Raw genomic sequence first — 13373 nt, forward strand, 5'->3', positions numbered from 1 at the left:
ACCACCATTATATGTAACAAAATTTCTTGGGTCAATTAATGATTACTAAATTTTATTACTACAATGTAAACAAAAAAGGGCCGCCAGTCAGGCATGTCCGCCGCCGCCCTTGGGCATCACAGGACACGTGTATGAAATGAGCTCCGACAGCAGTTGGGTGTACAGCGGATTGCTCGCAGGCCGACAGGTGATGGAAGACGTGTCGAACGTTCTCGTGAAATAAACGCGCAAAAAAAGCCGGACACCCACCATAAGGTATCCGGCTTTTTTCGTTGGGCACACTGCAGCTTGGACGACCTTTGGAACAGCCGTGAACGCCCGCAGAGCTGAGGATGCGCCTTTTTTGTACACGCTTGCGTCCCTGTCAATCGTGACTTACACTGATGCGTAGAAGTGATTGGCCGGCAATGCCGACAGCAGGACATTGCCCGCCGGGGACGCCTGTCCCCAAGCGCACCGACAAAGGAGTGGCAGCCCTTTATGCTAATCGTGGAAGACCAAAACCGGGAGCTGCTGGACAGCCTGCGTGTCCATCTCGTAGATGCGCTTAGGCGGCACAAGCGCAAACCGTATCTGCCCGTCTGGGGTGAACTGTTTTGGGCGTTGCGGGAGATTGCCAAAACCGGACAACGGCTTGGCCAAGACATCCTCATCTACCCGATCCAGCCGATCGGAACCCTTCTGTACCGCTATCAATCCGACAAGTTCCAGGTCGACATCCCCGATCCCGGCATCACGATTTCGCTGACCGCCGAGCAGTTGATTGACGCACTGATCAACGGCAGCTTTGCGCCGATCGAATCCTTTCCCGTTCACAAACCGCCCTCCCTCGGCTAGACACCTGTCTGCCAGCTTTTGGAGGGGTTTTGACAACGAAACATAAAAAAGAGGCGGTCCCTCCTGCACAGTTTTGGACCGCCGTCACGAACTCCCCAAGTTCGTACATACTAGGAATTGTACTATGCTTTTCGCTTATCGAAAAGTGTCGTCTTTTGTTTTCTTCGTAATTTGTAAAAAACTGCACCATGGCAGGACGCGATTTTCAGGCGCGTGCTAACGTTTATCTTGCTTCTGCTCTGCTCCCGGCAGGATGTACAGGGTTTGATTTCCATTTATTTACTTTTTCTGTATACTATTTTTTCCTATCTGTCCGTACACCGCGGATGGGAAGACTGCCCTCTCCGCCAGCATGAAGATAAAAAAAAGCTGCCTGTATGGTACAGGCAGTCCCTAGAAAGGGAGGGGTAATACGTGATGAATCAACTTTACAGACGGCAATACGGTCAAAAGGTTGCTGGAACTGGCTTTTTTACGAGCCTGGACCTATGCAAATGGTACAATCATCACAGCACAGTTTGTCCACAATATCAACAAGGGGGAAGTCATTCGTGAATCGTTTGTCGGAGGAAGAAAAACGTGGCGTGTACAAGGCCATCGTAAATCGCAGGGACATCCGCACTTTTCTGGACAAACCGGTTCCAGACGAAAAGCTGTTTGCCATCCTGCAGGCCGGCCACCACGCTCCGTCTGTCGGCTTCATGCAGCCGTGGAATTTTGTCATCATCCGCGACGCGGCGACGAAACAGCAGCTGGCAGAGATCGTGCAAAAAGAGCGGCGGGCGCTGGCCATCCACTACGAGGGGACGGACAGGGAACTCGCCTTTTTGGACCTAAAAATCGAGGGGATCAAGGAAGCGCCGATTACTCTCTGCGTCACCTGCGATCCCACCCGAGGCGGGGACCACGTGCTGGGGCGCAACTCCATACCGGAAACGGACATCATGTCCGTAAGCTGCGCCATCCAAAACATGTGGCTGGCCGCTTATGCGGAAGGCCTGGCCATGGGCTGGGTCAGTTTCTACAAAAAGCCGGATGTGCGCCGCATCCTCGGCATCCCGCCGCATGTGGAACCAGTTGCCCTGCTGTCCATCGGCTACACCGACCACTATCCGGAACGGCCGCTGCTGGAAATCTTCCAATGGGAGCGCAGGCTTGACCTGGAGAAGCTCATTTTCGAGGAAAAATGGGGTCAGGTGCCGGACAGCGTGAAGATTGGTCAGAAGTAAGTACCGCACAAACACAAAAGACAGGGCTGTCCCGTCCAGCAGCATCTGCCACCGACGGGTACAGCCCTGTTTTTCGTAGATACACATTTGTCATACGCGATGCTTTGGCTTCACGAACGAGGCCGTGTCCGGTTCGTCGGGAGCGCCTCCAGCGGATTGTCAGGCCAGTAGTGTTTGGGGTAACGCCCTTTCAGATCCTTCTTCACTTCAAAATAGGCGCTGCGCCAAAAGCTGGCCAGATCGCGCGTCACCTGCACGGGGCGATGTGCCGGCGACAGCAGGTGGAGCGTCAGCGGCACCCTCCCCCGGGCAATCCGGGGGTTTCCTTCAACCCGAACAGCTCCTGCAGCCGCACAGCCAGCACCGGAGCCTCGTGATCGCTATAGTCGACGGGGATGCGCGAGCCGCTGGGCACGACGATATGCGTCGGGGCGTATTCATCCAGTTCGCGCCGCTGCTCCCAGGAGAGCATCCCGGCGAAGATGTCGGTCAAGGAAAGGCGCTGCAAATCGTCGCGGCTTTTCAAACCGTACAGGTGCGGCCCGAGCCAGTCAGGCAGCGAAGCCGACAGCGCCTCCTCCGACACGTCCGGCCAGCCCTCCTCGTGCCGGCTCATGAACAACAGCCGCTGCCAAAACTGGCGGGCCTGCTTGGTCCACGGCAGGATGTCCAGCCCTTCTTCGGCGATCCCGCGAAGCAGCGCAGCCGCGGTCGCTTCCGGATCGGGGTCGGCCAGCGGTACGTCTTTCAGCACCAGGGCCCCCAGCCGTTTCCGTTGTCTCGCCCGCACGGCCTGCGCCTCGCGATCCCAGTATACGGCCGTCTCCGCCTCGATCTGGTCGGCGAAGTGCCGCTCCAGATCGGATATGTCGACCGGAGCAGCAAGATGCACACGTCCTTCCGTTCCCAGATCGTCCAGTTCGGCTGCCACCAGCCAGGGAGCCTGGGCCAACGTCTGCTGCCCGGCCAGTGCTGCCCCGCGGCCGTTGCGCAACAGAAACCGCCCGCTGTCGCGCCTCCGCGCGATTCGATCGGGGTAGGCGAAAGCGAGCAAAAGTCCGCACGCGTCTACGTCGTCGCCGCTGTTTTCAGCAATTCCCGCCTCACGCTTCCAGTGGTTCGCCTCAGCGAGAATCCGTCGGCAGGCAGCCGCATCCACCGTGTACCCTGGCGGTGCGGCATCGCCGGGCCGCCCTCCCGCCGCTGCCTGTCGCAGCGTCTCCACCCGCAGGCGCAGATCGGCGTCGGCCGGATGATGACCGCTGCGCAAAATATCCCGTTCGCTCAGAAGTGCCGCCAGTTCGCAGGCCAATCCGCCCAGACCGAGGGGAATGGCCTTTAGGATCATGTGCGCAAGACGGGGATGCAGACCAAGCTCTGCCATTCGCCGTCCGTGCGTGGTAATCGCCCCGCTTTTCTCCAGCGCGCCGAGCTGCACGAGCAGGTCACGCGCCTGCGCAAGGGCGGCAGCCGGAGGCGAGTCGAGCCAGCGCAGCTCAGCCGGGTCCGCGACGCCCCAGGCAGCCAGTTCGAGCGCCAGCGGAGCCAGATCCGATTCCAGAATCTCGGGCGTGTTTCGCAATGCCAGGTGCCGATGCTCCTGCTCTGTCCACAGCCGGTAGCATACGCCGGGGCCGAGACGGCCTGCCCGGCCCCGCCGCTGCTCGGCCGACGCCTGCGACACCCGGATCGTTTCCAGCCGGGCCATGCCTGTGCGCGGCGAAAAGCGCGGCACCCGCGCCAGGCCGCTGTCAATCACCACCCGGACCCCTTCCACCGTCAGGCTGGTCTCGGCGATGGAAGTGGCGAGGACAATTTTGCGCTCACCCGGCCGCCCCGGAGCAATCGCCCGGTCCTGTACCTCCTGCGGCAGATTTCCGTAGAGGGGGGCCACCCGGACGGAGGCGCCCAACTCCAGCTCGGCGAGCCTTTCTTCCACCCTGCGAATCTCTCCCGCTCCCGGCAAAAAGACCAGGATATCTCCCGGTTCCGACGCGAGCGCTTCCTGAATCCGGCGGACGACGACCGGCTCGATCGCCCCCTCCACCCGGCGATCCAGATAGCGCGTCTCCACCGGATAGGCTCGTCCTTCGCTCGTCAGCACCGGCGCATCGCCCAACAGCGCAGCCACCGGCTCGGCATCCAACGTGGCCGACATGACCAGGATGCGCAGATCGTCGCGCAGTACGGACTGAGCCTCCAGGCACAGGGCCAATCCCAGGTCGGCATGAAGGCTGCGCTCGTGAAATTCGTCAAAAATGACCAATCCCGTGTCCTCAAGTGCCGGGTCGGCCTGCAGCATCCGCGTCAGCACGCCCTCGGTAACCACTTCGATGCGCGTGGCAGGCCCGACCCGGGTATCCAGGCGCACCCGGTATCCCACGGTGTCTCCCACCTGTTCCCCCAGCGAGGCGGCCATGTAGCGCGCCGCCGCTCGCGCAGCCAGACGGCGCGGTTCCAACATCAAAATGCGTCGTCCGGACAGCCACGGCTCGTCGAGCAGGGCAAGCGGCACCCGGGTCGTTTTCCCCGCCCCGGGCGCAGCCACCAGCACCGCGCTGCTGCGGGTGCGAAGCGCCTCTTTCAACGCCGGGATGATCGAATCGACGGGCAATGTATTCATGCGATCACCTCATGTTTGTTTCAGCCGCGAACATCCTGTTCCACCTCTGCTATTATAGCCGCTTCGCCGGCGGTCGGCACGCGTTTTGACGCACACTGGGGATGCGGGTGGGCCAGGCGGCCTTATGCTGTCAGCGCTCCGTAACGTAAGTATCGGAAGACAGCGCGGTCACAAACGGGCTCACCTCGCCGACAGCATACAGGTGCAGTTCATGCATCGCCCGCGTACAGGCAGTGTAAAACAGCCTGCGTTCCGCCTCCCGCCCGTACGTCACCCGAGACGCATCGTAGATGATGACCGCGTCGAATTCGACGCCTTTGGCCAGATAGGACGGGATGACGAGCACGCCCGGCTCAAAGGAGACCGTCTCCTTGCTGATCAGGCGCACCGGCAGCCGGCTGCTGAGTGCTGCGTACGCGTCCCGACTTTCCCGGGCGGTTTTGCAGATGACCGCAATCGTCCGGTGTCCCGCGTCTTGAAGCGCGCGGATGCGGGCGACAATCTTTTCCGCCAGATCGCTCGGATCGGCAGCTTGTGTCAAGGTTGGCTTTACGCCGTCCCGGTTAAACGGCTGAATCACTTCGCCCCCGGCGATCAGCCCGCGGGTAAACTCGACGATCTGCCGCGTGGACCGGTAGCTCCGCGTCAGCACGATCATCTCGGTCTGTCCGTCTTCGTACAGCGATGCGAGCGGGGAAAAGTCGGTTTGCGCATCGACGTGGGCGTAAATCGCCTGGTTCAGGTCGCCGAGCACGGTCATGCTGCTGTGCGGAAACAGCCGCCGGAGAAAAGCAAACTGAAACGGCGAGTAGTCCTGTGCCTCATCGATGAACACGTGCCGGACCGACGTGTTGGTGTGAAAGCCTTCGATCAACTCTTTTGCATACAAATACGGCGTGGCGTCCTCCCAGAACAGCTCGGACCGATCCAGCATCTCCACGGTCCTGGCGCATATCTCCGCCCACTGCTGCGGCCAGGGGAGATCGTTTGCTAAACGCATCGCGTACTGCGGATCGGCAAACAACTGCCGGTACACGGCCTTCATGTTGACAAATCCAAACTGCTTCACCCACCGGCGCAGCGGCTCGAAGTGCTCGTTGACGACCGTGGCGGCAAGCAATTCCCGTTCGCGCTCAAAGTCGTCAAACGACTCGGCGGTAAAGCGCTTTTCCCGCCGAAGCTGTTGATAGGCGCGGTAATACTCCTCCCGATCAAGCAGGTCGATCTCGTCTTCCACCCACGGCTGCGTCCGCTCCTGGCGCTCCTGCTTTCGCAGTTCTTCCAGCAGCCACTCTGCCGTCAGCCTCAAGCGGTTGGGGAGGCGCAGCGAGGGATCGAGCGAGTAAAAATGCTCCCGGATTTGCTCGGCGTCAATCAGGGTCCTGCCGCGGAAGGTCACATCCGCAAAGAGCAACCCCGCTTGCCGGAGCGATTCCACGTAGCGCTCGATCACCTGCTTGAAGGCGGCAGACGCCTTGAAGCGAATGCCTTCCATGCGGGCGTCATACCCCGGCTCGTCCATGGCGGTGTAGGCGTATTCCATCTGCGCAAACGGATCTTCGATGCGAAACGTCTCCCCCAGCCTGTGCTCCACGTACTCCTGAAACGTCGTCTGCTGCATGTTTTCCTCACCCAATTCGGGCAGGACGGTGGACACGTAGCTGTTAAACAGCGGATTGGGGGAAAACAGCACGATCTGCTCCGCCCGCAGCGTGTTCCGGTACCGGTAGAGAAGATAGGCCACCCGCTGCAGAGCGGCAGACGTCTTGCCGCTTCCCGCTGCTCCCTGTACGACGAGCAGCCGGCTTCGCTCGTTGCGGATAATGCGGTTTTGTTCTTTTTGAATCGTGGCCACGATGCTTTTCATCTGCCCGTCCGCCTGTCTGCCGAGCACTTCCTGCAGCAGTTCGTCGCCGATGGTGACCCCCGTGTCAAACATGCTCTGAATCCGGCCGTCACGGATGATGTACTGCCGCTTCAACTCCATCGTGCCGGTAATCGTACCGCCAGGAGTCTCGTACTGCGCTGGTCCGGGCGGGTAGTCGTAATACAGGCTGGACACCGGCGCGCGCCAATCGTAGATCAGAAACTGTTCGTCCTGTTCGTCGAGCAGGGAGGCGATTCCCAGGTAGATGCGCTCCGGAGTTTGCTCCCCGTCTTCGACAAAGTCGATTCGCCCGAAATACGGCGACTGTTTCAGTTTCTTCAGCGTGGCAAGCTGCCTGCTCGCATGGCGGTGGCTGCGTTCCCGCTCCGACAACACCTCAGCCTGCTGCTTGATGCTCGCGTACGTCTCTATCGCTTCCATCATATCGTCAACGTTGACCGTCACATCGTCCCAAAATTTTTTTCGTATCTCCACGATGTCCGCCCGCACGTTGCTGACATGCTCCTCAAGACTGTTGATTTTCCGGTCAATCACGCCGATGACACGTTCAACACGTTCATTTTCTTCCCGCCACTCTCTCTCCGTCACGCTCATCGTATCGCTCCTCTTCAGCAAAATTTTGGACCACAGTGTTTGACAATCCACATCATTTGTGATAAGATTATATTGGGATATATTATTCAGTTTTTGCTGGTAGGTAGTGGCCACTCCTCATTCTAACACAGACGGATGCAAAACACAATGCGGGCGGCGCCAGAGGAACTTGTCCCATTCCCACGGCGATGAAATGAACGGAATATCAGATAGAAAGCGATAGAGCAAACGGAGACGCGTGAATCGTCTCCGTTTTTCGTAGATGCTGCCAATACTAATACCATAAATTTCCATGATAGAGCAAGCAACTTTCTCGTGAACTTTTGGAGGATGGACGAGGATCATACAAAATCGGTGAACGCATCCAATTTACCAGAGCAATTGAAACAGCCGGCGGTCCATGAGATTGGTGTCGATCGGACATTCCCTCGCGTTTTCGCCGTACTGCCATGCCCACACCTGTGCCGGGCAGGGGGGACGGACGGGTGCATACGCCGGTGCTTGACGCGAAGATGACGGGCCCGGCGTAGGCTCCTGGCTCCACAGTACGGTTCGCGTTCGCACCCTTTCGCTCCTTTCCTGCGCGAGACAATACGCTCGGGAAAAGGCGGGTTGACTCGGATCACAGTAAATCCCCGGACGATATCCTCCCTGATCGATTGCATCCACCCACCCGCGAATCCACGCTTCATCGACCTGAAACCGTTTCTCGATGTTGGCAAACAGGATGGTTCCCTTGGGAATCCCGAGCAGTTGAGCGTAGTACATGCTGTTTCTCGCAATGATTCGCCCCTGGTCATAGCCGACCGCTCGGGTGAATTTACTGTAAATCGGCAGGATTTTCACGCCGTTGCGATGCAGAAAAGACGCTTCCGCCTTCGTCAGTCCGTCGGCTGCATTGGGAACCGTTGCCAAATACCTTCCCCAGTAGGCAGGTTTGCCGAAGTTGCGCACTACACATTGATACAACTCATTTCCCACTCGGGAAGCTGAATCTACTCCCCACAGCATTGGTTCCGGCATGTGCGCTGTCCTCCCTCACACGTTGTTACCTTCATGTATATGGAGACAGCAGGAGAAACGCCAGCCCTGCAATCATTGCAAGCCCTCTGCCCACGTTGCATTTTGAGCGGACGCGATCCGCTGCTTTACCGGTCGTCAAAAGAGCGAGCGGGAACCAACACCCATTCCACCACGGACTTTGTCTGCACACTGAAAAATATCACTGACTTTCCCCTCGAGCAGTTTACAATATATGTAACAGACTGCCTGGTTTTCCTGTTCGTTTTATAGGAGTGCGCTCCCTACATAAACAACATCATGCAAGGGGGGGAGAGAAATCTTGCGAAAACCGATCCTTCTAACCTTTCTGTTCATTTTGGTTGTATGCGGCGTTTATTTGATCGTTGACAGAATGACATACACGTCGTTTGCAGACATCGTAGAGGATCAAATACAACCAAATGACGAGGTTACAATCAGAATGGAGAGATATTCGGACGACGCAACCACAAAGATCGTTGATCAGGACAAGGTCAAAAACATACTTGCAGCGCTCTCAACCTTGAGGTTGCAAAAGGTTAACGACTTCACGTCTCGTGGGGCTTATGCCATAAGGTTATATGTGAACGGTTCATATCGGTTTGGCATGGAACTTCTTGAAGATCACAACTACATACGGATCAGTCATGACAAGCGTGTAAATGTTTATAAAATCGTCAACGATGTCGATCCATTGACCGTACTTAAAATGCATCAGCTTGAGTTTCATACACTCGATCAAAAAACAAGTCAGCCATAAGCACGTGCGCCTGTCAGAAGCGTACTTTTGGCTGACTGCAAATGTCGTGGGCACAGCCCGTAAAAGAGTTGTGCTTGTTTATTGGCCCAAAAAAGTTATCTAACGGCGTAATGACTTTCACCTGACATAATGATTTTCCCCCGAAGCCATTTACAATTTTTTGAAACAAAACGTGTTTTCTGCCGTCTCCTATATGTGAGTAGCGAATCGTATTGGCGGTGAATTGGGTGTTTAATAAAATCGCAGTTGTGTCTTGTGCAGCAGTCAGTCTTGTAATCGGCATTTCCGTTTTCACATCTCAAACATTGTTTTCGTCAGATGTGGCACATAGTCAAAGTAATTCTTCAATTGGAAAAGACCAGATAAAGCAATGGATACAAGCGCAAAGCAAAGAGAAGAATCACTACTTTGAGCATCTTGCTTTCCAAGAAGTGAACATCGACCATGACGTTGATGTGGAAATTGCAGCAACCTTGACTGGCGGCACCAACATTGGCTCGTTTTTCATTTTTGACAAACAGAAAAATGAGGAATACAAGCTGATTACCGAACGGAAATGGAAAATTGATAATCTTACGGTACAGGAACCTGTTACGGTGATGCAAGATAAGAAGATATACCAAACTGTCTATCGTTCTGGCGGGACAGGTGCTCATACCGAAACCGTTGTGCTCTGGCATTTGGATGATAACGGGAATTTTGTTGAAGCTTGGGAACATCCGATGAAAGAGATATCTACTTTTCAAGATGAATACTACGCCAAAATAAGCACCTTTCACATCGATGGCGATTATCTCTATGACTTTTCCACCGAATATAAGCGCCCGCTTGACAGCACAATTACACCTCAGTTTAAACACACAACCACAATGTATAAATTTAATGGCACATTGTTTGAGTCTGCTGAATAAAGAAACAATGAAAAAAGCCCAAGAATGCGGAAATACCAACATTCTTGGGTTTATTAAATTCAACTTTTTCTCGGAAATTCGCAGTTTTCGGGGATGGCCACGTGTAATCGCACTCTTTTGTACGTTTTCATAGAGTTGTTAATTTCGAAATTCAAGTTTGCTATGATTCCTGGTTAAGATTCTAAGCCCACCATATATAAGATATCCAATTATATAACCTGTCATATTCAACATGATATCATCAACATCAAAAAAACCCAACATTGTAACAAATTGAAAAACCTCAATTCCAATTACACTGATGAAACAGATCAACAACGTCTTGGAAACTTTCCGGAACTTTGTAAAAATAGCAGGGATTAAGAACCCTAATGGACAGAACGCAATAATATTCCCCAAAATATTTCTGTAGGCAAAGTGTTCCCTCCGGTGTCATTTTTGCTTTCCATGCTTGCGAGACTTGGAGCGACATTGATCTTTTTCCTGTTTCCTAATACCAAAAACAATAAGGAAAGGTAAACATGGTATCCACCTTTCCTTATTTATTAAATAATCAAATACATTTTGTAAATTATCAGCTAACCCCACCAGTCGCACTGCAATAAAATTCTACAGTTATATTGTGATTTGAAGTAATGCCATTCAGGGTTAATTTTCCCCCAACAGTAATCTCATAAGTACGACCGCCATCGATTAGTCTCGGCACATACCCTGTTTGTGTCCAAGTTCCTTTTGATGCTTTCGAGGTGATAGAATTAATTCCAGCAAACACTTGTCTATTCGCATAAGGATTATATTCTGTTTCAAACGAACCCGTAATGCTTATCGTTACAGCCGTACCGTTAGCATCAATCGTTGCTGATTTCGTTTTTGAAACAACTTGAACACCAAGGGATGGTCCTTCAGCGGGCACAGATTCAGTTATCGTTACAGTTGGATTTGCCCTCGCAATTGCTAATTTTCGAAATTCATCGGGTTCAACCCAATCTTCCTCAGAAAACTTATGCAAAGGTACAACTTCCAAATTTGCATTAGGATACTCCGCATTTACCTCTTTGACGATTTCAACATATTGCTTGTGATACGCTTCTTTTTGTTTTTGTGTCAATTCTGAAGAATAAGCGGATACCCCTCCGCCTGCCCCAAATACGAGTATTAATGCAAGTAGAGATGATACGAAGTTTGACACCTTACCAAACGATTTCATATTATCCCTCCTTTGTTAACACACTTCCAAATCATAGCGGAAATTGTAATATACTTCAAGTGCTTACAGAAAATTATTTGCATATTTCTATTCATGCACGCTGAAAGGTGTCTGTTGATGCCAGAAAGATATTGCCATTCGACTAGGGATTGCAAAGAATTTTGAGCAAATATGCATTCAAAGGGGTGCTTCCTGGTCCATTGCAGCTTCGTAACTGCTTGACATTCCTTTGAGGACTGTCTGTTTCGCTTCTTTTGCTCGATCTAATACGAATTATTGACATCCTCAATCCCCCAACTCCCGCGGAAATAACAAAAACCCTTGATTTCTCAAGGGTTCTGGCGTTCGTTGTATGGTGGAGCATAGCGGGTTCGAACCGCTGACCTCTACACTGCCAGTGTAGCGCTCTCCCAGCTGAGCTAATGCCCCGTATCTCGTTGTTTTCTTTGGAACATCTCGTTCCTTACCACGAGATTGATTATAGCACATGCTGTCTTCAAAGATCAATAGGATTTTAAAAAATTTTTCACCCTGACGAAACGCACTGCCCTGCATGCACCCACCAAGCGTAACGGACGGGCCATCTCTTCCGTATATGTACATAGGAACACACTCGGCTGACTGCTGCACGGCATACGCACACCGACCGAGAACACGATGGACAAGCGGATTGCGAACAGATCATCCGAAACGCTCACAAATCCTTGGCAACCGGAGGATACTCATGATACCGACATCATCCATCCCAATCGTACACCCCTGGAAAAAACACCTGCGCATCTGGGCAGCCGTCTGCCTGGCGGCGGCCGCGCTGTGGGCGGGTTACGTTTTGTGGCGGATCGATCAGACGAGCCGCAGCGCTGCACCGCAAAAAGCGGACGTGGCCATCGTGCTGGGAGCGGCCGTGTGGGGAGACCAGCCCAGTCCGGGGCTGCGGGAGCGGCTGGATTTGGCACTGCAGTTATACCGGGAAGGATACGTGCCCACCCTGATCGTCTCGGGCGGACTGGGTGACGGCAAAGGCGTGACAGAGGCTCAGGTCATGCGCAATTACCTGGTGGAGCAGGGCGTGCCGGCCGACCGCATCCTGATGGAGTCCGAGGCGACCAACACGTATGAAAACCTGCTGTTCAGCCGGCAGATCATGCAGCAAAACGGCCTGCACAGCGCGCTCGTCGTCAGCCACGACTATCACCTCGCCCGGGCGATGGACATGACGCGAGCGCTGGGCATATCCGCCCACCCCGTCGGGACGAAGTCCAACGTGATGTACAGGCCGTATCACTTGGTGCGAGAGGTGCTGGCGTACACCAAATGGCGGCTTACGTATCTGGGGAGTCAGCTTTCGATGCGCTGATTCTTGCGCATGATCAAATACACGTCCACGTAATGGCGGATCCGCTCCATGATGCGGGCCGCCTTTGTTCGTTCAATCCGGTTGCCGTTGGAGATGGAAAGATGCTCCTCCAATTCCTCCAGCGAGTAGTTGGAGGTGAACAGCGTCGGCAGGTGGTTGTTGACACGCTGGTTGAGGATGACGCCCAGCACTTCATCGCGCACCCAGGGGGTGAGGTTTTCGGCGCCGATGTCGTCCAGGATGAGCACGGGCACCTCCTTTAAAAGCTCCAGCTTGCCGGCGTATGACTGATCGGACAGCGAATCCTTCATCTCACGGACAAAATCGGGCACGTACACCATGAGCGAAGCGATGTTGCGCTCCGACAGCTCGCGGGCGATCGCCCCCATGATGTAGCTTTTGCCCACGCCAAACGGCCCGTGCAGATACAGTCCCTTTACCCGTTCGCCGCTGCCGACCGTCTGGCAAAACCGGATGGCCGCTGCCACAGCCGCCCTGTTTGCCTGGTCCAGTTCCAGCCGGTCAAAGCTGGCGGCCATCGTCTCCTCGGAGACGTAGTAGCTGCGCATCAAGCGGCGGCGGCGCATGTCTTCCTCATACGCCTGCTGCTTGTCGCAGGGAGAGATGGCGCTGACGATGGCCCCGTTTCTCACGCTGAGCTGGCTCCGGTGGCCCTTGACCAGGTTGGGGCACTGTTCCAGTCCCGGACAGTGCTCACACCAGTACTGCTCCTTTACCGCCGTGTAGACGCCGGACAGGGCCCGCAGGTAGTCGTCGCGGGACAAGTCTGGGTGTGCCTGTTGAAACGACTGCAAATAGGCGGAGGAGCGAAACATCTTGTCCAACTGCTGCTCCGGCGTCAGCAGGTGGCGCGGCGTCCGCTTGGCCAGTTCCTGCATGAATTGGCTGATCGATTCCATCCCTCA

General features: G+C 54.7%; 10 protein-coding genes, 1 tRNA gene and 1 pseudogene. 5 read left to right on the forward strand and 7 right to left on the reverse strand.

What is annotated here, in order from left to right; translation table 11 throughout:
* Window positions 1-480 precede the first annotated feature (480 nt).
* Together Q7F15_RS14840 and bluB are read left to right on the forward strand one after the other, a co-directional pair.
* Window positions 481-837, forward strand: coding sequence for a hypothetical protein (locus tag Q7F15_RS14840; protein WP_171566686.1), 357 nt, complete (start codon window positions 481-483; stop codon window positions 835-837).
* A 551-nt stretch (window positions 838-1388) separates the two neighbouring features.
* Window positions 1389-2066, forward strand: a complete 678-nt coding sequence (gene bluB, locus Q7F15_RS14845; protein ID WP_171566687.1) for a 5,6-dimethylbenzimidazole synthase — start codon at window positions 1389-1391, stop codon at window positions 2064-2066.
* 110 nt (window positions 2067-2176) lie between these two features.
* Here bluB and hrpB read toward each other — a convergent pair.
* The 3 genes and pseudogenes from hrpB to Q7F15_RS14860 form a co-directional block, all read right to left on the reverse strand.
* A pseudogene (hrpB, locus tag Q7F15_RS14850) lies at window positions 2177-4689 on the reverse strand (ATP-dependent helicase HrpB).
* A gap of 130 nt (window positions 4690-4819) precedes the next feature.
* The gene (gene helD, locus Q7F15_RS14855) at window positions 4820-7171 is read right to left on the reverse strand and encodes an RNA polymerase recycling motor HelD (protein WP_304414545.1); all 2352 of its coding nucleotides are present in this window, start codon (window positions 7169-7171) and stop codon (window positions 4820-4822) included.
* A gap of 369 nt (window positions 7172-7540) precedes the next feature.
* Window positions 7541-8194 carry a glycoside hydrolase domain-containing protein gene (locus Q7F15_RS14860; RefSeq protein ID WP_171566690.1) on the reverse strand — a complete coding sequence of 218 codons (654 nt, stop codon included), beginning with the start codon at window positions 8192-8194 and terminating at the stop codon, window positions 7541-7543.
* Between the two features lie 319 nt (window positions 8195-8513).
* Between Q7F15_RS14860 and Q7F15_RS14865 the strand changes: the two genes are divergently transcribed.
* Both Q7F15_RS14865 and Q7F15_RS14870 read left to right on the forward strand, forming a co-directional pair.
* Window positions 8514-8972, forward strand: coding sequence for a hypothetical protein (locus Q7F15_RS14865; protein ID WP_171566691.1), 459 nt, complete (start codon window positions 8514-8516; stop codon window positions 8970-8972).
* Window positions 8973-9199: 227 nt separating this feature from the next.
* Window positions 9200-9883 (forward strand): hypothetical protein, encoded by a 684-nt coding sequence (locus tag Q7F15_RS14870; protein ID WP_171566692.1) that lies wholly within the window; start codon window positions 9200-9202, stop codon window positions 9881-9883.
* Between the two features lie 138 nt (window positions 9884-10021).
* On the opposite strand, the gene Q7F15_RS20595 is transcribed toward Q7F15_RS14870, so the two are convergent.
* The 3 genes from Q7F15_RS20595 to Q7F15_RS14880 all read right to left on the reverse strand — a co-directional run bounded on the left by Q7F15_RS20595 (window position 10022) and on the right by Q7F15_RS14880 (window position 11519).
* Window positions 10022-10282, reverse strand: coding sequence for a VanZ family protein (locus Q7F15_RS20595; protein WP_368509240.1), 261 nt, complete (start codon window positions 10280-10282; stop codon window positions 10022-10024).
* A gap of 175 nt (window positions 10283-10457) precedes the next feature.
* Window positions 10458-11090: a hypothetical protein gene (locus Q7F15_RS14875; RefSeq protein WP_304414546.1), complete on the reverse strand. Its 633-nt coding sequence runs from the start codon at window positions 11088-11090 to the stop codon at window positions 10458-10460.
* A gap of 353 nt (window positions 11091-11443) precedes the next feature.
* Window positions 11444-11519, reverse strand: a tRNA-Ala gene (locus Q7F15_RS14880).
* 295 nt (window positions 11520-11814) lie between these two features.
* Between Q7F15_RS14880 and Q7F15_RS14885 the strand changes: the two genes are divergently transcribed.
* Window positions 11815-12447: a YdcF family protein gene (locus Q7F15_RS14885; RefSeq protein WP_304414547.1), complete on the forward strand. Its 633-nt coding sequence runs from the start codon at window positions 11815-11817 to the stop codon at window positions 12445-12447.
* Here Q7F15_RS14885 and dnaI read toward each other — a convergent pair.
* On the reverse strand, window positions 12429-13367 hold the full coding sequence (gene dnaI, locus Q7F15_RS14890) for a primosomal protein DnaI (protein ID WP_171566696.1): 939 nt from the start codon (window positions 13365-13367) through the stop codon (window positions 12429-12431). The two genes, Q7F15_RS14885 and dnaI, sit on opposite strands and share 19 nt — an antisense overlap.
* Window positions 13368-13373 lie beyond the last annotated feature (6 nt).

The sequence above is a fragment of the Brevibacillus aydinogluensis genome (genome assembly GCF_961514395.1).
GTDB lineage: Bacteria > Bacillota > Bacilli > Brevibacillales > Brevibacillaceae > Brevibacillus > Brevibacillus aydinogluensis.

Excerpts from the sequence above, each read along its gene's own strand:
- Q7F15_RS14840 (WP_171566686.1), top strand. The coding sequence starts at position 481 with ATGCTAATCGTGGAAGACCAAAACCGGGAGCTGCTGGACAGCCTGCGT.
- helD (WP_304414545.1), bottom strand. The coding sequence starts at position 7,171 with ATGAGCGTGACGGAGAGAGAGTGGCGGGAAGAAAATGAACGTGTTGAA.
- Q7F15_RS14860 (WP_171566690.1), bottom strand. The coding sequence starts at position 8,194 with ATGCCGGAACCAATGCTGTGGGGAGTAGATTCAGCTTCCCGAGTGGGA.
- Q7F15_RS14875 (WP_304414546.1), bottom strand. The coding sequence starts at position 11,090 with ATGAAATCGTTTGGTAAGGTGTCAAACTTCGTATCATCTCTACTTGCA.
- Q7F15_RS14885 (WP_304414547.1), top strand. The coding sequence starts at position 11,815 with ATGATACCGACATCATCCATCCCAATCGTACACCCCTGGAAAAAACAC.
- dnaI (WP_171566696.1), bottom strand. The coding sequence starts at position 13,367 with ATGGAATCGATCAGCCAATTCATGCAGGAACTGGCCAAGCGGACGCCG.